General features: G+C 35.9%; 19 protein-coding genes. 14 read left to right on the forward strand and 5 right to left on the reverse strand.

Features of this window, described 5'->3' with window-relative positions; genetic code table 11:
- The first annotated feature begins 4 nt into the window (after positions 1-4).
- From C568_RS0112165 to uvrC, 3 genes are read left to right on the forward strand one after another with little or no spacing between them, the layout of a single operon-like run.
- Positions 5-910, forward strand: coding sequence for an FTR1 family iron permease (locus tag C568_RS0112165; protein WP_018781658.1), 906 nt, complete (start codon positions 5-7; stop codon positions 908-910).
- Positions 911-957: 47 nt separating this feature from the next.
- Entirely contained in the window at positions 958-2,367 is a 1,410-nt protein-coding gene (locus C568_RS0112170) for a hypothetical protein (protein WP_029427226.1), read from the forward strand.
- Between the two features lie 15 nt (positions 2,368-2,382).
- On the forward strand, positions 2,383-4,167 hold the full coding sequence (gene uvrC / locus C568_RS0112175; protein ID WP_018781660.1) for an excinuclease ABC subunit C: 1,785 nt from the start codon (positions 2,383-2,385) through the stop codon (positions 4,165-4,167).
- Positions 4,168-4,479: 312 nt separating this feature from the next.
- Here uvrC and C568_RS0112180 read toward each other — a convergent pair whose 3' ends face one another.
- A complete protein-coding gene (locus tag C568_RS0112180; protein WP_006096224.1) occupies positions 4,480-4,929 on the reverse strand; it encodes a YslB family protein in 450 nt (149 codons plus the stop codon).
- A gap of 312 nt (positions 4,930-5,241) precedes the next feature.
- On the opposite strand from C568_RS0112180, the gene C568_RS0112190 reads away from it, so the two are divergent.
- The 4 genes from C568_RS0112190 to C568_RS0112205 all read left to right on the forward strand — a co-directional run bounded on the left by C568_RS0112190 (position 5,242) and on the right by C568_RS0112205 (position 9,174).
- A complete protein-coding gene (locus tag C568_RS0112190; protein WP_003200710.1) occupies positions 5,242-5,868 on the forward strand; it encodes a succinate dehydrogenase cytochrome b558 subunit in 627 nt (208 codons plus the stop codon).
- Positions 5,869-5,881: 13 nt separating this feature from the next.
- Positions 5,882-7,675, forward strand: coding sequence for a succinate dehydrogenase flavoprotein subunit (gene sdhA, locus C568_RS0112195; RefSeq protein WP_003200712.1), 1,794 nt, complete (start codon positions 5,882-5,884; stop codon positions 7,673-7,675).
- On the forward strand, positions 7,668-8,429 hold the full coding sequence (gene sdhB, locus C568_RS0112200; RefSeq protein WP_016116528.1) for a succinate dehydrogenase iron-sulfur subunit: 762 nt from the start codon (positions 7,668-7,670) through the stop codon (positions 8,427-8,429). The genes sdhA and sdhB overlap by 8 nt, the downstream gene beginning before the upstream one ends.
- Positions 8,430-8,727: 298 nt before the next feature.
- Positions 8,728-9,174: an acyl-CoA thioesterase gene (locus tag C568_RS0112205; RefSeq protein ID WP_018781661.1), complete on the forward strand. Its 447-nt coding sequence runs from the start codon at positions 8,728-8,730 to the stop codon at positions 9,172-9,174.
- A gap of 34 nt (positions 9,175-9,208) precedes the next feature.
- Here the strand turns inward: C568_RS0112205 and C568_RS0112210 are convergent, their stop codons facing one another.
- Together C568_RS0112210 and C568_RS0112215 are read right to left on the reverse strand one after the other, a co-directional pair.
- The gene (locus tag C568_RS0112210; protein ID WP_018781662.1) at positions 9,209-9,988 is read right to left on the reverse strand and encodes a M15 family metallopeptidase; all 780 of its coding nucleotides are present in this window, start codon (positions 9,986-9,988) and stop codon (positions 9,209-9,211) included.
- A 217-nt stretch (positions 9,989-10,205) separates the two neighbouring features.
- Positions 10,206-11,033: a 5'-nucleotidase, lipoprotein e(P4) family gene (locus C568_RS0112215; RefSeq protein WP_006096094.1), complete on the reverse strand. Its 828-nt coding sequence runs from the start codon at positions 11,031-11,033 to the stop codon at positions 10,206-10,208.
- Between the two features lie 351 nt (positions 11,034-11,384).
- On the opposite strand from C568_RS0112215, the gene C568_RS0112220 reads away from it, so the two are divergent.
- The 3 genes from C568_RS0112220 to C568_RS0112230 all read left to right on the forward strand — a co-directional run bounded on the left by C568_RS0112220 (position 11,385) and on the right by C568_RS0112230 (position 14,047).
- Positions 11,385-12,269 (forward strand): ABC transporter ATP-binding protein, encoded by an 885-nt coding sequence (locus tag C568_RS0112220; protein WP_018781663.1) that lies wholly within the window; start codon positions 11,385-11,387, stop codon positions 12,267-12,269.
- 2 nt (positions 12,270-12,271) lie between these two features.
- Positions 12,272-13,498 (forward strand): ABC transporter permease, encoded by a 1,227-nt coding sequence (locus tag C568_RS0112225; protein ID WP_018781664.1) that lies wholly within the window; start codon positions 12,272-12,274, stop codon positions 13,496-13,498.
- A 117-nt stretch (positions 13,499-13,615) separates the two neighbouring features.
- A complete protein-coding gene (locus C568_RS0112230) occupies positions 13,616-14,047 on the forward strand; it encodes an Rrf2 family transcriptional regulator (protein WP_016116523.1) in 432 nt (143 codons plus the stop codon).
- 59 nt (positions 14,048-14,106) lie between these two features.
- Here the strand turns inward: C568_RS0112230 and C568_RS0112235 are convergent, their stop codons facing one another.
- Positions 14,107-14,772: an aquaporin gene (locus C568_RS0112235; protein WP_018781665.1), complete on the reverse strand. Its 666-nt coding sequence runs from the start codon at positions 14,770-14,772 to the stop codon at positions 14,107-14,109.
- Between the two features lie 183 nt (positions 14,773-14,955).
- Complete coding sequence (locus C568_RS0112240; protein WP_018781666.1) at positions 14,956-15,921, reverse strand: DMT family transporter; 966 nt, start codon at positions 15,919-15,921, stop codon at positions 14,956-14,958.
- A 105-nt stretch (positions 15,922-16,026) separates the two neighbouring features.
- Between C568_RS0112240 and C568_RS0112245 the strand changes: the two genes are divergently transcribed.
- The 4 genes from C568_RS0112245 (at position 16,027) to C568_RS0112260 (ending at position 21,026) form a co-directional block, all read left to right on the forward strand.
- On the forward strand, positions 16,027-16,599 hold the full coding sequence (locus tag C568_RS0112245) for a helix-turn-helix domain-containing protein (protein ID WP_018781667.1): 573 nt from the start codon (positions 16,027-16,029) through the stop codon (positions 16,597-16,599).
- Positions 16,600-16,715: 116 nt separating this feature from the next.
- Positions 16,716-18,425 (forward strand): sensor histidine kinase, encoded by a 1,710-nt coding sequence (locus C568_RS0112250; RefSeq protein ID WP_051091455.1) that lies wholly within the window; start codon positions 16,716-16,718, stop codon positions 18,423-18,425.
- Complete coding sequence (locus C568_RS0112255) at positions 18,422-19,588, forward strand: response regulator transcription factor (protein WP_018781669.1); 1,167 nt, start codon at positions 18,422-18,424, stop codon at positions 19,586-19,588. Before C568_RS0112250 ends, C568_RS0112255 begins: the two co-directional genes overlap by 4 nt.
- A gap of 187 nt (positions 19,589-19,775) precedes the next feature.
- Entirely contained in the window at positions 19,776-21,026 is a 1,251-nt protein-coding gene (locus C568_RS0112260; RefSeq protein WP_080740340.1) for an ABC transporter substrate-binding protein, read from the forward strand.
- Positions 21,027-21,046 lie beyond the last annotated feature (20 nt).

A 21,046-nucleotide genomic window follows, 5' to 3' on the forward strand; every position in this document is an offset into this window, starting at 1 on the left:
AGCGATGCAACTTCAGGCATTTCTCATTACATTTCGTGAAGTATTAGAAGCGTTGCTTATTGTTGGGATTATTACGACATATTTAAAGCGTACAGATAGTAAGCAATTTGTGAAATATGTTTGGCTAGGAGCAGGGCTTGCGGTTGTAGCAAGTTATATTGTCGCTCTTGTCTTTCAAGTTGTATTTACTGGTTTTGCTGCTATGGGCAGCGAAATGTATTTGAAAATATCCATTATTTTCGTTTCGGCCATTCTACTTACACAAATGGTATTTTGGATGGCAGAACATAGTAAAAATATGAAAGCCAATATGGAAAGTAAAATGAGTCAGTATATTACGGCTGGAAACATAATTGGAATGGTCGTGCACTCCTTTCTTGTTGTACTTCGAGAAGGTGTTGAAACAGTGTTTTTCTTCGCAGCTATTACAGGCGGGAATATTGGTGAAGCGATGAAAGGCTGGGGAGCTATTTCAGGCCTACTCGTTGCAGTTGTTGTTAGCTACTTATTCTTTAAAGGAACGATGCGCATTTCACTTAAAGTATTCTTTAAAGTAACGGGCGCATTTATCGTCTTAATTGCAGCGGGTCTTCTTGTACAAGGCATTTCTATGCTCCAAGATTTAAAAATACTCGGCAGCGTTATGCCGCATGTATATGATATTACATGGCTACTACCAGAGCATCCAATTGATTACGCTCACTATTTGCGTGATCATGGTACTGCACCGCTTCTTTCCGGGGATATCGGTATTTTCTTAAAAGCATTTTTAGGATATTCATCGATGCCATCTCTTGAAGAAGTACTTGTGTATCTCGGATATTTTGTTGTATTGTACATGTTAATCATCTTTAAAAAACCTGTTAAAAAAAAGCAAACAATAGTCGAAGAAGATAAGTCAGTAAGCTAAAAGTACAAGGAGTTTTCCTTGTGCTTTTTTTGCAGAAAGGAAATAAGATGAAACAAATATTACGTATATGGGCAGTTATTCTATTTACTAGCGCGATTTGTATTCGGTTTTTCTATGCGAGTCCGTTTGCGGCAACGTGGGACGAAGTCGATTTTACGCTTGCATTAAAGCAATATGACATATTAGCAATGCAGCCACATTTCCCGGGCTATCCTTTTTTTATTTTAGGGGGAATGATAACGCATCTTTTTATAGAAAACCCTGTGCAATCGTTAGGGATTTTTAACGCCATTATGGCACTTAGCGCAGCTTTTCCGATGTACTGGATTGCGCGTCATTATGTAAGTAGAACGAGCGCTCTTATTGTTGTAGCTGTTTTACAAACGAGCGGCTATTTCTCTATTTTAGTAACGCAGCCTATGTCAGAAGGTGCAGCATTAGCAATCGTATGGTGGTATATATGGAGTATAGAACGTGCCTTTCGTACAAAGCGTTTTCAAACTCAATTTTGGCCCGTTCTCTTCTTTGCGCTATTAATGGGCATACGCTTATCATATGCGCCGTTTGGAATTGTGCTTATTTTGTTATTATGGCAACAATGGCATGAAGAAAAATGGCGGTTTATAATCTTATTTTGTACAACTGTCCTTTCACAGTTAGTTTGGGTCAGTGCTCTTATTTGGAACATTGGTGGAATAACGGGGTTGTGGAAAATCTCTTTCGGATTTGTAGAAGGCCATTTTACCGAATGGGGCGGAGCAGTTACAGAAACGAGTGAACCACTTATTTCACGTTTCTGCCGTTTACTTTCTGAAAACATCATCTTTGCAGGAATAGGCATGCACTCGTATTATCTGGTAGGTTTCTTTCTTTCCTTTTTGTTTCTATTTGTTTTACAATGGAAGAACATACGTTGCTATCCAAAGGTTATAATTGCTCTTGGAAGTTTCTATTTTCTTTGGAATTTACTTGGACAAAATATTGATAAACCGCGCCATTCTTATCCGATTGTAGCGATGTTCCTTTGCGTATTTGCTATCTCGTGGTTAAAAAGACATCGTGGTATTGTATTGCTGTTATTTGCTACAAGCCAACTTATAGTAAGTATACCGCTTATGAAAGAACAACAGGTGGAGGTACCGGCAACGTATCAGCTGGCATCATATTTAGAGGGAAAACAGCAGTCATTTATTGTATACACGTGGGAAGAGACGAGGGTTATGGAATACTTGCAGATGCCGTATGAACATAAACGTTTTTACACATATGACTATTTTTTACAGGACAAAAAATATCATAAAAATGATACGATATACGTTACAAATCATCTTATTGAAGGATTTGAAAAGCAAGGGATTGATATAAAAGGACAAATGGAACAAGTAGCTGTTTTTCGTTCTAATCCATTATTTGATCCTGTGTATCATAAAATAGTCTTATATAGGTGGAAAAAGTAAGAGAGGAGAAAGCGAGTGCACGAGCATTTAAAAGAAAAATTATCAATTTTACCAGATCAACCAGGCTGTTACTTAATGAAAGATAAGCAAGGAACGGTTATATATGTCGGGAAGGCAAAGGTGTTAAAAAATCGTGTGCGCTCGTATTTTACTGGTTCACATGATGGGAAGACACTCCGTCTTGTCGGAGAAATTGTTGATTTTGAATATATTGTTACCTCCTCGAATCTAGAGGCACTTATTTTAGAATTAAATTTAATCAAAAAATATGATCCAAAATATAATATCCAATTAAAAGATGATAAAACATATCCATTTATTAAAATTACAGCTGAAAAACAGCCACGTTTGCTCATTACGAGAAATGTAAAAAAGGATAAAGGGAAGTATTTTGGTCCGTATCCAAATGCGCAATCAGCTCATGAAACAAAAAAACTATTAGATCGCATGTATCCGCTTCGGAAATGTACAAATATACCAGATAAAGTTTGTTTATATTATCATATGGGACAATGCTTAGCACCTTGTGTACAAGAGGTAACGGATGAACAGAATCAAGAAATTGTAGATGGAATTGTTAAGTTTTTGAATGGTGGACATAAAGAAGTTCGTTCAGAATTAGAAGCGAAAATGTATGAAGCATCGGAAAAATTAGAGTTTGAACGTGCAAAAGAATTACGTGATCAAATTTCTCATATAGATGCGATTATGGAAAAGCAGAAGATGATTATGAGCGACTTAGTTGACCGCGATGTGTTTGGTTATGCGGTGGATAAAGGCTGGATGTGCGTGCAAGTTTTCTTTGTCCGAAAAGGTAAGTTAATCGAGCGCGATGTCTCTATGTTCCCAATTTATGATGAGCCGGAAGAAGGGTTTTTAACATTTATCGGTCAATTTTATGAACAAAACAATCATTTTAAACCAAAGGAAATTGTAGTGCCAGGCAGTATTGATCCTGAATTAGTAGAGCGTTTTTTAGAAGTGGATGTAACGCAGCCAAAACGAGGAAAGAAAAAAGACCTCGTTGAATTAGCAAACAAGAATGCGAAGATCGCTTTAGGGGAGAAGTTTTATTTAATTGAACGTGATGAAGAGCGAACAATTAAGGCTGTTGAAAATTTAGGTAAGCAGCTTGACATTGAAACACCATATCGTATTGAAGCATTTGATAACTCAAATATTCAAGGGACGAATCCAGTTTCAGCAATGATTGTCTTTATTGATGGAAAACCAGCGAAAAAAGAGTATCGAAAATATAAGATAAAGACAGTTCAAGGGCCAGATGATTATGAATCGATGCGAGAGGTTGTACGCCGGCGGTATACGCGTGCTTTAAAAGAGAATTTGCCACTACCTGATTTAATTGTGATTGATGGCGGGAAAGGACATCTTGCAGCTGCTAGTGATGTGCTTGAAAATGAACTTGGCTTATATATTCCGATGGCTGGACTTGTTAAGGATGATAAACACCGTACATCGCATTTAATGATTGGTGATCCTCCTGAGCCTGTTATGCTTGAAAGAAATAGCCAAGAATTTTATTTATTGCAGCGTATTCAAGACGAGGTACACCGATTTGCAATTACATTTCACCGTCAGCTTCACGGGAAATCAGTGATTCAATCTGCTTTAGATGGGATTCCTGGAGTTGGTGAAAAGCGAAAAAAAGTATTGTTAAAACATTTTGGCTCCCTAAAAAAGATGAAAGAAGCTTCTGTGACGGAATTTGTCGAAGCGGGAATGCCGCAAAATGTTGCAGAAACCATTTATTCCTATTTAACAGATAAGAAGACGTTGTAGTTTACAATGTCTTCTATTTTTTGATATAATTTCAGAAGATTAAAAATTATTAAAAATGAATGAATATGCAATATAAATCCATTTTGATTTTTCGACATATAAGCTGTAGCTATGAAAACAAAAACAGTTCTTCACACATTTCCTCCTTTTGTTTTCACACGGTAGGGGGAGAAAAAAGGCACTGACCGCTTCTATGCATGGCCGGATACTCTCTCCCACCTAAAAAGAAATGGTTTATGTCGTTTTTTTAATTTGGATTTATATAGAAAAGTCAACTAAACCTATATGTCTAGTTGACTGTTAATGTAGATTCTACACTTCGATAGGATCTTTTACGTCCCATTTCACAAGAAATGTGATAGAATCCGAACGTTTTTTTTGCTCTTCATATGACTCTGCAACAACATTTCGTTGCTTTTGAATTTGTTCTGCAACAAATCCAGTTTCTAATTGGTAAGAAGAATGTCTATTTTGCTTTTGACGCTCTGTAATGAGCGGGCCTGTTAGCTGAAAATGCATTTCACGGCGTTTATGCTCGATGATGTTCAAGCGACCCCAGCCAGCTTTTTCAAAAAAATAAATGACTTCTTCAATCGTCTCTAGCGGATATTTTCGTGCTAGGTTTCTGCCGGCCCAGTATAAGATGTCATCTAATTCTTTACCAATTAGGTCAGGTAGTACTTCTTCCCGCAGCAGTTCATAAGCGAAAGCGTTCAATGAAACATCTTCTAAAGATGCTATATCAATTGTATTTTTGCTCAAAATATTCCCCTCTTTCTATAGGGATTATTATATAACATTTCCCATTTATAAAAACAGCACTTTCTTTAGGAAAATCTAAATATATAGAAAGAAAAAAGGAAGTGGCAAATTATATGCAAATTATGTACAAATTATGTATACGTTTTCTTGACGCTTCGACAAAAATAGGAGTAAAATGAATTTGGTATCAAATTATGCTGAAATATTTCGAATAATTTTTTCAGTTTTTCTTATAGCAATAGTGAAAAAACATTATTGTTATAAACTAATACTGAAAGCAGCAGTTAAACACTCAAGGGGGGTAATGGGGACATGAAAGGCCGCGAGTATACGTTTCGCAAGTGGCACTCATTAATGGGGGTCATTCCGGTTGGTGTCTTTTTGACGCAACATTTAGTAGTAAACAATTTTGCAACAAGAGGGGCAGAGGCTTTTAACAAAGCTGCTCATTTTATGGAGCTCCTTCCATTCCGGTATGCGCTAGAAATTTTCGTCATCTTTTTACCGATACTGTACCATGCTATATATGGATTATATATTGCATTTACAGCTAAGAACAATGCGACATCTTATAGTTATTTCCGTAACTGGATGTTCGTCTTCCAACGAATCTCAGGTGTCGTTACGCTTATTTTCTTATCTTGGCACGTTTGGGAAACACGTATTCAGGCAGCAATGGGTAAGCAGGTAAATTATGACATGATGGCAGATATTTTAAGCAACCCAGTTATGTTTGGTTTCTACTTAGTTGGGGTTGTATCAACAATTTTCCACTTTGCGAATGGATTATGGACATTCTGCATTAGCTGGGGAATTACAGTATCGCCACGTTCACAACGTATCTCTACTTATGTAACATTAGCTATTTTCTTAGGTTTATCTTATGTAGGTGTGAGTGCATTATTAGCGTTCATCGATCCACAGCTAGCAAATCAGTAAGGAGTGGGAGAGCATGAAAGGGAAACTTATAGTAGTCGGTGGTGGCTTAGCCGGCTTAATGGCAACGATTAAGGCAGCAGAAGCAGGAGTAAACGTGGAACTGTTCTCTTTAGTACCAGTAAAACGTTCGCATTCTGTATGTGCACAGGGTGGCATGAACGGTGCTGTAAATACGAAAGGTGAAGGGGATTCTCCATGGATTCACTTTGACGATACAATATATGGTGGTGACTTCTTAGCGAACCAGCCGCCAGTTAAAGCAATGTGTGAAGCAGCGCCTGGTATTATTCATTTAATGGACCGTATGGGTGTTATGTTTAACCGTACAGAAGAAGGACTTCTTGATTTCCGTCGTTTCGGGGGAACACAACATCACCGTACAGCATTCGCTGGTGCAACAACTGGCCAACAATTATTGTACGCATTAGATGAGCAAGTACGCCGTCATGAAGTAGCAGGACTTGTAACGAAATATGAAGGTTGGGATTTCTTACGTGCTGTTGTGGATGACGAAGGCGTATGTCGCGGAATCGTTGCACAAGACTTACAATCTATGGAGATTAAGAGTTTCCAAGCTGATGCCGTAATTATGGCAACAGGGGGCCCTGGTATCATCTTCGGAAAATCAACAAACTCTATTATTAATACAGGTACAGCAGCATCTGCTGTATATCAACAAGGTGCATATTATGCGAATGGTGAGTTCATTCAAATTCACCCAACAGCAATTCCTGGGGACGATAAGTTACGTCTAATGAGTGAATCTGCACGTGGTGAAGGTGGACGCGTTTGGACGTATAAAGACGGTAAGCCATGGTACTTCTTAGAAGAGAAATATCCTGCATACGGAAACCTTGTGCCTCGTGATATCGCAACGCGTGAAATTTTTGACGTGTGTGTCGAGCAAAAACTAGGTATTAATGGTGAAAACATGGTATATCTAGATCTTTCTCATAAAGATCCGAAAGAACTAGATATTAAACTTGGTGGAATTATTGAAATCTATGAAAAGTTCACAGGTGATGATCCTCGTAAACTACCGATGAAAATCTTCCCTGCTGTTCATTATTCAATGGGCGGACTATGGGTTGATTATAAGCAAATGACAAGTATTCCAGGGTTATTTGCAGCAGGTGAGTGTGATTACTCTATGCACGGTGGTAACCGATTAGGTGCTAACTCGTTACTTTCAGCGATTTATGGCGGTATGGTAGCGGGACCAAATGCGATTGAATATATGAAAGGTCTTTCAAAATCATCTGATGCTGTTTCATCTACTTTATACGAGCAAAATGAATTAATCGAAACAGAGAAATTTAACAATATTTTAACGTTAGATGGTAATGAAAATGCATATGTTCTTCATAAAGAGCTTGGAGAATGGATGACGGATAACGTTACAGTAGTTCGTGAAAATAAAAAGTTATTAGAAACAGATGCGAAAATTCAAGAGTTAATGGAACGTTATAAACGCATTAACATTAACGATACAGCAAAATGGAGTAACCAAGGTGCTTCGTTTACACGCCAACTGGCAAATATGTTTGAATTAGCTCGTGTTATTACAATTGGTGCGTATAACCGTAATGAAAGCCGCGGTGCGCATTATAAACCAGAATTCCCAAATCGTGATGATGCGAACTTCTTAAAAACTACAATGGCGAAGTTTGAAGGAGAAGGAAATGCACCGGCATTCCATTACGAAGACGTTGATGTTTCATTAATCAAACCACGTAAACGTGATTATTCTTCAAAACATGATGTAGCTGCTAAGGGTGAAGAGAAGGGGGATAAACAACATGTCTGAGAAAACAATCCGCCTCATCATTACGAGACAAGATGGACCAGATGCACAATCGTTTGATCAGGAATTTGAAATTCCATATCGCCCAAATATGAATATTATTTCGGCTCTTATGGAAATTCGTCGTAATCCTGTTGATGCAAAAGGAAATCATACGACTCCGGTTGCATGGGATATGAACTGTTTAGAAGAAGTATGTGGTGCTTGTTCTATGGTAATTAACGGTAAACCACGTCAATCATGTACAGCTCTTATCGATAAATTAGAACAACCAGTTCGTATAAAACCGATGAAGACATTCCCGGTAGTACGTGATTTACAAGTTGATCGTAGTCGTATGTTTGATGCTTTGAAACGTGTTAAGGCTTGGGTTCCAATCGATGGTACGTATGATTTAGGACCAGGACCAAGAATGCCAGAGAAAAAGCGTCAATGGGCATATGAACTTTCAAAATGTATGACATGTGGTGTTTGCTTAGAATCATGTCCGAACGTAAACAGTAAATCTGACTTTATCGGACCAGCGCCGCTTTCACAAGCACGTTTATTTAACTCACATCCAACTGGTGAAATGCATAAAGCAGAGCGCTTACGTGCAATTATGGGTGATGGTGGCCTTGCGAACTGTGGTAACTCGCAAAACTGCGTACAATCATGTCCAAAAGGTATCCCGTTAACAACTTCAATTGCAGCATTAAACCGTGATACAACAATTCAGTCGTTTAAAGATTTCTTTGGTAGCGACAATAACTATTAATTTATATTGCCTCTTCGAATCGAAGAGGCAATATTTATATAAATACAAATGGAAAAACCGAGATGAAATTCTTCTTTTTGGGTGGGAGAGAGGATCCGATCATGCATAGAAACGGTAGCCCTATTCTGAGTGAAAACAAAGGGAGAAAATGAGTGTAGGTCACCTGTTGTTTTCCATAGCCGCGACTGATAGGTTGGAAAATCAAAATGGATATATGGTTTTTTATCGTTTTAATTTTTTGTTTATTCCGAAAGTTGTTGTGTGACTTATGAGAATGAGAGAAAAAGGAGAGAAAAACATGAAGAAGATTTCCTATATTGAAAACCTTGCTAGCTGGGAAAAAGATTTTTCATTTTACATTCCTGTGAAAGTTCGTTTTTGTGAAACAGATATGTTTGGACACATGAATAATGGTGTTGCTTTTACATATTTTGAAGAAGCACGTATTGAATTTTTTAAAGAGCTTGGTTTTATGCAAGAATGGACACATGAAGCATCAGAAACAATGATTGTTGTTGCTGACTTACAATGTGATTTTTTAAAACAAATTTTCTTCGATGAACATTTAAAGGTATATGTAAAAGCTGAAACAATTGGGAATTCTTCTTTGGATTTACACTATATGGTGAAAAATGAAGCGGGAGAAGTTTGTTTAGTAGGGCGTGGGGCAATGGTGCAAGCCTCAAAGAAAACGGGAAAAGGGGCACCTTGGCCCCAAGAATGGAAGCAAAAGCTACTGCAATAATGAATGCAAAAAAATAAGAGAGCGCTATGCTCTCTTATTTTTTTGCATCCATTGCTTCTTCTAATGTTAAGTGATGTTTATGTAAGTATGTAGCATATGGATTACCAACATAGCGAATATGCCATGGTTCGTATGCGTATTCCGTCGTATCTGTTTTATCCTCTAAATAACGAATAATGAATCCAAATTCATGGGCATGTGCTGCAACCCATTTACCTTCTTCTGTTTCACCGAAAATAGGCTCTAATTGATAATTTGCTGATTTAGAACTAATATCCATTGTAAGGCCTGTTTGATGTTCACTTGTTCCAGGGATTGCGCTTACCGAATCTGCTTCAGCTTGTCCTTGTCGTTTTATGTACATATTATGTAATGATTGTTGTCGTTTATAAGAACGGTATCCTGATACAGCAGTAAGCTCTAGTCCTTGTTCTTTTGCTGCATGGAACATTTTTTCGAGAGCTGCACCAGCATCTTTACGAAGTAATGTTTTCTCTTTATCTTTTGGATATGCAAATGGAACGTCTGGTCTTATAAGATCGTCTGGTGTATAGCCATCTGGTAATTTACGATGTTTATTTACTAATACAAGAGGTGAATCTGGATTTGTAACAAGAGAGAAATTCTCATCTATTTTTTTAGCAGTATGAGTTGCTTTTGGGAATGTTGGAATCTCTTCTTTTGGATGTTCAATATGTTTTTGTGTTTCGACAGCTTTCGCTTCATTTTGTAATGGTGATTTTGAGCTGAAATAAGCGAAGGATGTAATACCGATTACAATCGTAGTGGCAGAAATAACAATTACCTTTTTCATAACGCTGTGTAATCTCAGTCCTTTCTTATAATTTTTCTAGTATGTTAATTATAAGTCTAGTTTCTATAAAAAGAAATATAAGAGTCGTAACGTAATAGAATTGCAAAGAAAATGTCAAAAAATGTTTGATTTTGTTGAATTATATATGTAACATTCAGATATGTGTATGATTAGATTAGGATAAAATAGTAAAAGGATGGCCTATGCCATCCTTTTACTATTTTACTTCAAATGATTTTAAGTTATCACGACGAATTTTATCTTTTTCTGCATCAGATTTTTTGAAATTGTAATCATATAGAGCGCCTTCCCAATCACCATACATTGGGTTAGGGAAAATAATGAATTTCTCGCCAAATTGTGCTTTTGTTTCTTCAACTGTTTGATTGCGATCTTTTACAGATTTCCCATCAAATCCAGTGAAGTCAGATAAGTTATCACCGAAGAATAGGACGATATCGTGTGATTGTGAAACAAGTTCACGACGTTTTTCTTTCCCTTTTTCTTTCGGGTCTTGTAGTAAAATATGTTCTTTCGTTGCTTGTGGAGCGCCAACGCGTTCAAGGTTTTTAATCGTTGCATCTAATTGATTTGTTTTACGGTTTGAAATGTAGTAGATATCGACACCTTTAGATTCAGTATATTTTAAGAAGTCAATTGCACCAGGAAGAGCTGCCGCTTCTGCTTTATTAATCCACTCATCCCATTTATAAGGATAGCCCTTTCCTTCTTTCACAGTCATCGCTTGGTGGGGGCTGTTATCTAAAACGGTTTCATCTAAATCTAGTACAATTGCTGGTTTTTTACTTGTCCCTTTTGCAAGAGCAGCATCGAGTTTTAATTGTCCGATGTTATAGCCTTGATAATACAAAGCTTTTGTTTCACCAGCTGTTTGATACCATAGATCAGCCATTAGCTGTTGATCCGTTAATTTTACTTTTTCTTCTTTTGCTACAGTTTTTTCAGCTGTTCCTGAACATGCTACAAGTGATGTAGAAAGAACTGCTACAGATAATAATGTGGTAATGCCTCTTTTCATTTTCATATGTATCCTCCTTGATGTAACTAAATTCTTTAATATTATATATTAAAATATAATATTTTTTATACCTTTTTTTATGAACTTTTGTATATTGTCTTTTGTATATATAGTAGTGTGCCCTATATTAGAAAGATGAGCAAAATGATAATGAGTTATTTGACTTATTTTATTGTCAAAATGACAATTATAATTGACAAACTCCGTTCTGTTATTTACAATTTTAACTAAATGAAACAAATGATGGATCAGAGATGGTGGTACATATAAGAGAATGAAATATAATACTATATTTTATTTCAAACAATCATAGTCTTTAAGAGAGTACGAATGATATTAAAGGGGAGGCTTTATACTTTGAGTTTACAAATTCAAAACTTAACAAAAACATTTGGAGAATCAAAGGCAGTTAACGGTTTGCAAATCTCGTTACCAAAAGGTGAAGTGTTAGGTTTACTTGGCCGAAATGGTGCAGGGAAAACAACGACAATTAAAATGCTTCTTGGGTTATTAACGCCTAATGAAGGTTCTATTACGTGGGATGGAAAAACATTTGGTAATAGTGGGGTAACAATTGGATATTTGCCAGAGGAAAGAGGATTATATACAAAAAGTAGGGTAATAGATCAACTGCGATATTTTGGTAGATTAGAAGGAATGACGAAGAAAGAAGTCGATCTTGCAATCGATCACTGGTTAGGACGATTAGCAATCCCAGAATATAAATTTAAAACGGCAGGAGAGCTTTCAAAAGGGAATCAACAAAAAATCCAATTAATTGCGGCTCTTCTTCATAATCCAGAACTACTTATTTTAGATGAACCATTTAGCGGACTTGATCCAGTTAATGCTGGAATGCTAGCTAGTATTATTGAAGAACAAGTACAGAGCGGAAAGACGATTATTTTATCAAGTCATCGTATGGAACAAGTAGAGGCTTTTTGCCAACATGTATGTATTTTGAAAAAAGGTGAAGCAGTCGTAGAAGGACAGCTAAGTGATATTAAGAAAGAATACGGTTTTCGTAATTTAACTATTGAAGATACAGCAGAGAATGAAAAGGGATTAGAAGCTATACATGTTCCGTATGAAAAACAACAAGGCCTTCTTTATGTAAAAGTACAAGACGATGCAGAAGCTCTAAAGATTTTGCAACAATTGCAAGAGCAAGGTGTAAGCTTAAGGCAATTTAAAATGCTAGAGCCGACGCTAAACGAAATATTTGTAGAAAGGGCGAAATAACAATGCGTAAATTTTCTCATGTATTTTCATTTTATTTCAGGGAAGCATTTTTTTCTAAAAAATCATTGATTACGAGTGCGATTTTATTTTTAGTTGTGTTTGGAATCTTTGCATTTAACCATTTCACTTCTGATGGAGATAAAAGTAAGGAGAAAGATAAGATTGCAGTTGTAGTAGAAAGTTCTACATATAAAATACAAAAAGAAGAGTTAAATAAGTTATTACCATCAGCAAAAATAACGGTTGGTTCAAAGGGTGATTTTGATAAATTACATAAACAAGTAGAAGAAGGAGATTTAGATGGTTTATTCCATGTGAAAGAAAAGAATGGAGTTCCAGAGGTTACGTATATGTTTAATGGGTTCCCTAGTGAAACAACTTCTACAATTATGGCTAGTTATTTAAAGGAGCAATATACGGCAGTAACGGTTGCTAAACATAATGTTTCACCGGAAATTGCACAACAATTGCAAACAGAAATTTCCGTGAAACAAGAAGCGATAAAAGATCGTTCTGCCTCTTTCGGAATTGCATATTTCTTTACATTCGCTTTGTATATGTTCATTGTTGCGTTCGGAAGCACAATTGCGATGAATATTGCTTCTGAAAAAGCTTCTCGCGTTATGGAAGTCATGATTCCGAAAGTAAAACCTCTTACTATGATGTATGCAAAAATTTTGGCAGTTGTTTCAACGGCGTTATTACAACTTGTTATATTGGCATGTGGTTACCTTGTTCCTTGTGTACTAGGCTGGGTAGATTTAGAAAGTGGTTCATTATTTGGATTGCCAATTGATTTTACAAAGCTAGATGCACAAGTTATCAGTATGTTCCTAATTTATTTTGTTACAGGATATTTCCTTTATGCGATGATGTATGCAGCTGCTGGTGCGGTGGTTTCTAAGACTGAGGATTTACAAGGTGTAATGTTCCCGGTGTCGATTTTAATAATGGCAGCATTATTCATTAGTATGAAATCATTAAGTGATCCGAATAGTACTATTGTTGTTGTAAGTTCGTATGTTCCGTTCTTTACACCGATGGTCACATTCTCGCGCATTGTAGCTGGTGAGGCGGGGATGTTAGAAATTACGATAACACTTGCGATTCTTTTGGCGACGATTGGTATATTAAGTGCTGTTACGAGTCGTATTTATGTAAATGGTGTAATGAATTACTCAGACAAAGTGAAATTTAAAGATTTAGCGAAATTTATTAAACGTCAATAATAGGAAAAAGCATGATTTTCTTGTGAAATCATGCTTTTTCTTTATGTATAAATTAAAAATAGTATATAATAATAAGAGTTGTCTTTTAATAGAATGAATAAAAAGGAGGGTGTGCAGATGGGAATTAGTAGCCGTTTTACAGTAGGTGTTCATATGTTAACGTTACTTGCGATAGATCGAAACTCTCGCTGTACCTCTGAATGGATTGCTGGCAGTGTGAATACAAACCCAGTTGTGATTCGCCGCATTACAGGAATGTTAAAAAGAGCAGGTCTAGTGGATGTACAAGCAGGGAAAGGTGGTACATCACTTGCTCGTGATTTAGATGAGATTACATTACTTGATGTATATAAAGCAGTGGAAGTAGTAGAAGAAGGACATCTATTTTCTTTCCATGAGAATCCAAATATTGAATGTCCAGTAGGTGCGAATATTCAATCGGTATTAGAAATTATATTAATGCAAGCGCAAGAAGCGATGGAAAGCGTACTTGCGAATGTAACAGTTCAGCAACTTGTTACAAATTTACAATCAAAAATTAAAAAGTAAAAAAAGCGAGCCTCGTATAAGTGGGCTCGCTTCTTTTACTTTCAGAAAGATCGAAGATTCTATTTTTCAGTATTTAATACAAATTTCCCTACAATGGCAGCAACGATACCACCAAGAATTGGTGCAACAATAAATACCCACAATTGAGATACAGCTTCTCCGCCAGCAAATAAAGCTGGTGCTAGGCTACGTGCAGGGTTAACAGAAGTGCCTGTTAATGGAATACCTAATAAGTGAACTAATACCAGTGTAAAGCCAATTACTAATCCAGCTAATTGTGCGTTTCCCTTTTTACCTGTTACTGCAATAATTACTAAAATAAAGACGAATGTTAAAACAAATTCAACTAAGACAGATCCTGACAAACCAAGATTTCCAAAAGCATTTTGTCCTAAGTTATCTAAAGACATATTAGAAGATTTTAAAATTGTCACTAATGTTGCAGTTCCTAATAAACCACCTAAAACTTGAGCTAATAAATAGTAGCTAAGTTCCATAGCATTCATTCGTTTGTTTACAAACATGGCAATTGATACTGCCGGGTTTACATGACATCCAGAAATTGTTCCAATGCTATATGCCATAGCAACAATTGATAATCCGAAAGCCATTGCAATTCCTAAAGTTCCAATTCCTTCAATTCCGCCGCCTAAAACAGCTGTTCCAGTTCCAAATAATACAAGTACAAAAGTACCAATAAATTCAGCGATCCCTTTTTTTAACATAATTTCCCTCCTCATGTACACATGAATCGTAGTATAGCATAAAATTAGGTGCTTTTAAGTATAAATGGAAAATGAAATATTATTCTGATAAAAAAATAGGGAAGGATTATACAATTTTGATCAAGTAAAAAACATGATTCTCAAAGAATAATCATGTTTTTATTTATGCAGTGTTTTCATTTGTTATGCTGTTTTCTTTCGTTTAGTAACTGGAATAGATCGATTCAAAATGCTATTTGTGATCATTCCAGCTATAATTACAATCATCCCAATAAGTGAGAGTCCGATAGGGAATGAACCATTTAAGAAAAGCATTTCACCAAGAACAGTAAATACCATAGTTCCGGCTTGCGTTGCTTCTACAGCACCTAATAAGGAAAGGTTATCTTTCGCTAAATCTGTTGCAAAGAAAAATGTCATTGTGGCGATAACACCAGAACATAATGCTAATAAAAATCCTTGAAGCATTTGACCGGATGTTGGAATACCTGTTGCCCCAAAACCATATATTGCAAGAATAATTGCTATAGGCAGGCTGCCGATTGCCATTCCTAATACACGCTGGAAAGTATCAAGGCGTCCTCCTACAACTTCCATCATTTTTCGATTGCCGAATGGATATAAGAAAGCTGCAAGAACAACAGGAAGAAAACCAGATATAAATTGAGTGGTCGTAATATGCCCAGCTTCTGTTGCTTGCATACAAATGACACCAATTAAAATGAAAAGTGATACGTATAAACTGCGAAGTGGGATTTTTCCGCGTACGCGTTTTGTACCTGTTTTTGTTTCAATCGTAATAAAAAATAATGGCGATAGTAGCAAGCCAGCGAGTATTGTAACTTGCCAAGTTCCTGCAACAAGCCAAGCTGGAGAAAAGACAGCAGCAAAGCTTAATAAAGAATAAAAGCCGATCCCTGCTAAAGATCCCCACCCTAGCCATGCAAAGGGATGTTTTCGCATTTCTGACCATAAGGGCCAAAGGTTTTTGCGAAATAAAACGATAAGGAATAAAATAGGGAGAGCGAATAAAAAGCGAAAAGAAGCAGTCCAAGCCCAGCTTGTTCCAGATACATTCATTGCTCTGTTCATAATGAATGTTGCAGAGAAAAAGGCGGATGATAAAATACCTAATAATATTGCGCGCATGATACGTAAGCACTCCTTTCGAGATTCGAAACATTTATGTATAGTATAATATACTTAAAGTTAATTAAAGTAAACCATTTTATACTTAGAGGTGATTTTGTTACTATGAAAGAAAAAGAGGATATGCAAACAAAAGAAGTCATTCAGCAAGTTGGTCAGTTATTAAGACAAATTCGTAATGAACAAAAACTGAGTTTAGAAGAATTGGCGCAAAAAACAGGGGTTAGTAAATTAACATTAGGAAAAATCGAAAGAGGTGAAACGAATCCAACATTAGCCGTCATTTGGAAAATTACGAAGGGGCTGTCAATTCCATTGTCGAGGTTAATGGTAGTTGGAGAACCAGTAGCGATTGCTCGCTGTGGAGAAGGATTTGCGGTAGACGTAGGACAGGCATGGCGGTTAGAGACAATGTTCCGGTATACGAAAGAAACGGGCATGGAGATGCATCGTGCTTGTTTAAGACCGCAAAGTATGTATGAGCCAGAGTCTCACCATGAAGGGGCGATTGAACTTGTTACAGTTATGAAAGGACAAGTTGTTATTCAAGTTGAAAATGATGTATATGAATTAAATGAATTTGATTCGATTCAGTTTGAAGCGAATAAGAAGCATAGTTATAAAAATGCTGGAGATGAAATAGCTGTTTTGCATTTAACGATGAAGTATTCTTCTTAGCTATAAAAAGGAGCGCTTGCAATAAAGCGCTCTTTTTTTATAGATTTTAACTGTATTTTTGATAAAATACAGTTAAGTTGGAATATTCAGAAAAAATAAACTGAGTAGGATAAGGGATGAGGCGAATGACGAAATTTAGATTATGGAGATTGGTGCAACAAATTCGAACAAGCCTTCGTTTAAAGTTATTAACATGTTTTTTAGTGGTCGCACTTATTCCGCTCATGTTGTTTAGTTGGATGTCATATGAAAAGTCATCCAATCTTGTAAATGAACAGTTTGGGGATTATGGAAAGTTTGCTATATCGCAGCTTCAAACTCAAATTGAATTAACATTAAGCCATATGCATTTAATTGCTAGTGATATTCAAGAATATTTATCAGACCCGACATTAATTGTTTTAAAAAAAGAAGCACCGAAATCGTATTCGGAATTTATTATTGAGAAAAATTTTGAAAGGTTTTTAGAAGCGCATAAAACAGCACAAACGAAGGGGATCTTTTTAATTACACCTAGCGGTTATTATTATGGAGATCGGTATTTAGATGTGCAGAAACTAAAACAAGAAAAATTTTGGGAAGAACAAGGGAATTTATCACAAGGGTATTGGAATGGGATCTATGTTCCGAATCATTACTCTGCACTTGATAAAAGCAAAGTAATTGGATTACTTGTTCCAGTTAAAACATCATTCGGTAGCTTGAAAGATAGCCGAATATTAGTGGAAACAGATGCGACGGATTTATTTAAGTTTATTGATTCATTAGAAACAGATTTGCATGCATTGATTACCATTCGTGATGAAAAAAAACAGGTGATTTATACGACGGATGAAAATTATAAAAAAAACAAGGATGATATCATTTGGGAAAAGCCAATTCCATCAAATAAATGGAATCTAGAAATTATTATTCCAGAAAAAGAATTTTATCAATCTTCTACAATTATTTTGTTTGTTACATTAATTGGAATTGTTGTATCACTGTGCTTAGCTTTTATGCTGGCATTTTTAATCTCGGCTAAGTTAACGGAAAATATCACGAATTTGGATCATGCAATATCTCAAGTAAGTAAAGGAGATTTTTATACAAATATACCAGTAAATTCACAAGATGAAGTAGGGAGTTTAACTGTGAATTTTAATAAAATGGTTGTTAAAATTAAATCATTAGTAGAAGAAATATATCAGAAAGAAAAGTTGAAAAAAGAAGCTGAGCTCAAGGCAATTCATTATCAAATTAATCCGCACTTGCTATTTAATACATTAAATTCTATTCAATGGAAAGCAAAGCTTCAGGGGGCAAGTGATATAAGTGAAATGATTTATCATCTTGTTGCTGTGTTAGAAGGGAATTTAAATTTTGCGAATGATCTTGTCACACTCCAAAGTGAACTAACCATTATTGAGCACTATTTAAAGGTACAGGAGATTCGATTTGGAAATCATTTTTCTTATACGCAAAATGTCTCGTCTTCTATGAAAGGGGAACATATTCCAAGAATGTCGCTTCAGCCTATATTTGAAAACATATTTTTTCATGCTTTCGACGATGGACATGGAGCTATTACATTATCGGCATTTGAAAAGGATAATGGTGACTTATGTATACATATTACCGATGATGGTCGTGGTATTTCTGATAGGCGGAAACGGGATTTATTACAGGAGCCGTCTGCAGAACAAAGAGGGGGGCTTGGATTATATAATATCGATCAAAAATTTAAATTGCATTTTGGGATAGAGTACGGATTAACGATTCAATCAGAAGAAAAGAAAGGAACTATAGTTCAGATTCTTTGGCCAAAGGGAGGGATACAGAAATGAAACGCATAAAAGTGCTTATTGCGGATGACGAGACGATTGTTCGAAGGGGCTTGAAAATGGCGGTAGATTGGTCGGCGTATAATATGGAAGTAGTAGCGGACGTACCAAATGGTGAGAGGGGATGGGAGGAGTTTGTACAGCATGAACCAGAAGTAGTTATTACAGATATTGTTATGCCTGTTGTAAATGGAATTGAATTTGTGAAAAAGATTAAACAATATGCGCCGAAAACAAAGGTATTATTATTAAGTTGTCATCGTGATTTCGAATATGCACAAGAAGGAATTAAACTGGGAGTTTCAGGTTATTTATTGAAAACATCGTTTCATGATGAGGAACTGGATCAATATTTACGAGCATTTCAAACAGAGTTAACCATTCATAGGGAAACGGAAGCGATCGAACAGCAAAAATCTCTCTTTTACGAAGATTTTTTTCAATGGTTATGTGGTTTTCAAAATCAGTTCCAAGAGATACTTGTGGATTTATTTCGTAATGAATGGAAATGGATGAACGATGGGTATTATGCCTGTTTTATAAGATCAGAATCGAGATTACATCTCATATTACAAGAGATGGATCAAAAGGTATCAAATCCACATGTGAAGATCTTATGTGGAAAGAATCAATGTTTCTTATTTCTTAACGAAAAATATAAGGAAATGATGGAACAAATGTTTATGGATGTAAAGAGTAAATACGAAGAGCTATATTGGATTACGTCAGGGGAGCTGTTCAGTATAGAGCAATGGATGGATTCAGTTAAATCGATGAAGCAATTTGCAGAACTTGAGATTAAGTATAAAGTAACGATTAACAATTGGCCAAAAACAATTAAAGAGGCTATTTTGTATACAATGAATCATTTATCAGAGCCAATTGTTGTTTCAGAAGTGGCAGAGATGGTAGGGCTAAGCAGAAGTCATTTTAGTATGCTTTTTAAAAAGATAATAGGTGAAAGTTTTCATTCTTTTACAGAACGAAGAAAACTTGAACTTGCCATGCAAATGCTTCAAACAACCTCACTTACGATTCAAGAGGTAGCGGAGCATATTGGTATTTCAAATAGTAAATATTTTAGTAAATGGTTTAAAAAGTGTACAGGAACAACGCCATCAGAATATCGAGACAAACAATGTGAAACTTTATATAAAACAAATTGACACCATACTTTTATTGAACGAACAATTTGATAACAAAAATCGAACAAATCGATGTTTTTAACCGCTTTCATAAAAGGTAAAATGAAAGCGGTTAAATTATTTATTCTGAAAAATCAGAAATAAAAAAGATTTTTGGAGAAGGGGAGTGTGTGCAGTGAGAAAAATGGTACATGTATGTCTTAGTTTTATGCTCGTACTTATTGTTTTTTTAGCTGGTTGTAGCTCAAATGAGACTACAAGTAAAAAATCATCAAAGGATGATGAAAAGAAACAAACATCAAATGATGGAACAGTTTTGCGATTTGCAACTTGGGATGCTGGAAAGAATTTAAAGATTCAGCAGCAAATTGCAAAGAAATTTGAAGAGAAGAATCCGGGAGTAAAAGTACAGGTGGAGGCTTATGGTGATGGTTTTGATCAAAAGCTCGCAGCATCTTTCGGGGCGAAAAACCCACCGGATGTTATGTATATGTGGAATTTCCCAGCTTACTATAAATCTCTTGAGCCTTTAGATGAACTGGCAAAGAAAGATCCAGATATGAAATTAGATGACTTTTATCAAGGGCTATTTAACTACTCTAGTATTGACGGGAAATTATATGGTATGCCAGCAGGGTTTACAACGCGGGTTATATATTACAATAAAAAGTTATTTGATAAAGCGAATATTCCATACCCGAAAGATGGATGGACTTGGGATGAGTTTGTAGACACTGCGAAAAAGTTAACAGATGCAAGCAATAAACAATATGGCTTTGCTTTACGACCTGAACCAGATACGTATGATTTACAAGGGTTTATTTGGAGTAACGGTAGTAGTTTTGTAAGTGAAGATGGAAAACAAATAAAAGGACATATGAACAGTCCAGAAACAATTGAAGTTATGAAATCTTTCCAAAGTATGCTAAAGGATAAAACGGCTGTATTAGTAGGTGGAAAAAATCAACAGAGCGGTGATGATATTTTTAAAGCTGGGAAGTTAGCGATGTGGGAGAGTGGAATTTGGCCATTAGAAGGATTTAAAGATGCAAAAATTGATTTTGGTACAGTAGAACCTCCTGCATTTAAAGGGAAACCAGTGAAGGGACTTGTTGGTACATCAGCTGTTTCAATTGCAAAAGATGCAAAGCATAAAGAGTTAGCTTGGGAGTTTGTTAAGTTTTATTCTTCACCAGAAGCAATTAAAATGCGAACTTCTGATTTGCCAGTTCGAATTAGTGTTGTAAAAGAATTGAAGAAAGAGGAAGATGCGAATGTTAAACCGTTCTACACAATGCTAGAACGTTCAACAAATACACCAGCATTTTTACTTAACCCAAAATGGGATGAAGTAAACCGGAATTTATCAGCGGCAATAAATGCAATTATGCTTGGACAAGATCCAGAGCAATTATTAAATAAAGCTGTTCAAGATTCAGAGAAATATATGGATAAATAATTGTAAAAGCAAAGAGGTGT

The organism is Bacillus sp. 95MFCvi2.1 (assembly GCF_000374965.1).
Classification (GTDB): Bacteria; Bacillota; Bacilli; order Bacillales; family Bacillaceae_G; genus Bacillus_A; species Bacillus_A pseudomycoides.

What these genes read in the sequence shown, in the direction of transcription:
- C568_RS0112260 (WP_080740340.1), top strand. Translation starts at nt 19,776, where the DNA reads ATGCTCGTACTTATTGTTTTTTTAGCTGGTTGTAGCTCAAATGAGACT.
- C568_RS0112210 (WP_018781662.1), bottom strand. Translation starts at nt 9,988, where the DNA reads ATGAAAAAGGTAATTGTTATTTCTGCCACTACGATTGTAATCGGTATT.
- C568_RS0112230 (WP_016116523.1), top strand. Translation starts at nt 13,616, where the DNA reads ATGGGAATTAGTAGCCGTTTTACAGTAGGTGTTCATATGTTAACGTTA.
- sdhA (WP_003200712.1), top strand. Translation starts at nt 5,882, where the DNA reads ATGAAAGGGAAACTTATAGTAGTCGGTGGTGGCTTAGCCGGCTTAATG.
- C568_RS0112240 (WP_018781666.1), bottom strand. Translation starts at nt 15,921, where the DNA reads ATGCGCGCAATATTATTAGGTATTTTATCATCCGCCTTTTTCTCTGCA.
- sdhB (WP_016116528.1), top strand. Translation starts at nt 7,668, where the DNA reads ATGTCTGAGAAAACAATCCGCCTCATCATTACGAGACAAGATGGACCA.
- C568_RS0112205 (WP_018781661.1), top strand. Translation starts at nt 8,728, where the DNA reads ATGAAGAAGATTTCCTATATTGAAAACCTTGCTAGCTGGGAAAAAGAT.
- C568_RS0112215 (WP_006096094.1), bottom strand. Translation starts at nt 11,033, where the DNA reads ATGAAAATGAAAAGAGGCATTACCACATTATTATCTGTAGCAGTTCTT.
- C568_RS0112165 (WP_018781658.1), top strand. Translation starts at nt 5, where the DNA reads ATGCAACTTCAGGCATTTCTCATTACATTTCGTGAAGTATTAGAAGCG.
- C568_RS0112170 (WP_029427226.1), top strand. Translation starts at nt 958, where the DNA reads ATGAAACAAATATTACGTATATGGGCAGTTATTCTATTTACTAGCGCG.
- C568_RS0112235 (WP_018781665.1), bottom strand. Translation starts at nt 14,772, where the DNA reads ATGTTAAAAAAAGGGATCGCTGAATTTATTGGTACTTTTGTACTTGTA.
- C568_RS0112255 (WP_018781669.1), top strand. Translation starts at nt 18,422, where the DNA reads ATGAAACGCATAAAAGTGCTTATTGCGGATGACGAGACGATTGTTCGA.
- C568_RS0112250 (WP_051091455.1), top strand. Translation starts at nt 16,716, where the DNA reads ATGAGGCGAATGACGAAATTTAGATTATGGAGATTGGTGCAACAAATT.
- C568_RS0112190 (WP_003200710.1), top strand. Translation starts at nt 5,242, where the DNA reads ATGAAAGGCCGCGAGTATACGTTTCGCAAGTGGCACTCATTAATGGGG.
- C568_RS0112245 (WP_018781667.1), top strand. Translation starts at nt 16,027, where the DNA reads ATGAAAGAAAAAGAGGATATGCAAACAAAAGAAGTCATTCAGCAAGTT.
- C568_RS0112225 (WP_018781664.1), top strand. Translation starts at nt 12,272, where the DNA reads ATGCGTAAATTTTCTCATGTATTTTCATTTTATTTCAGGGAAGCATTT.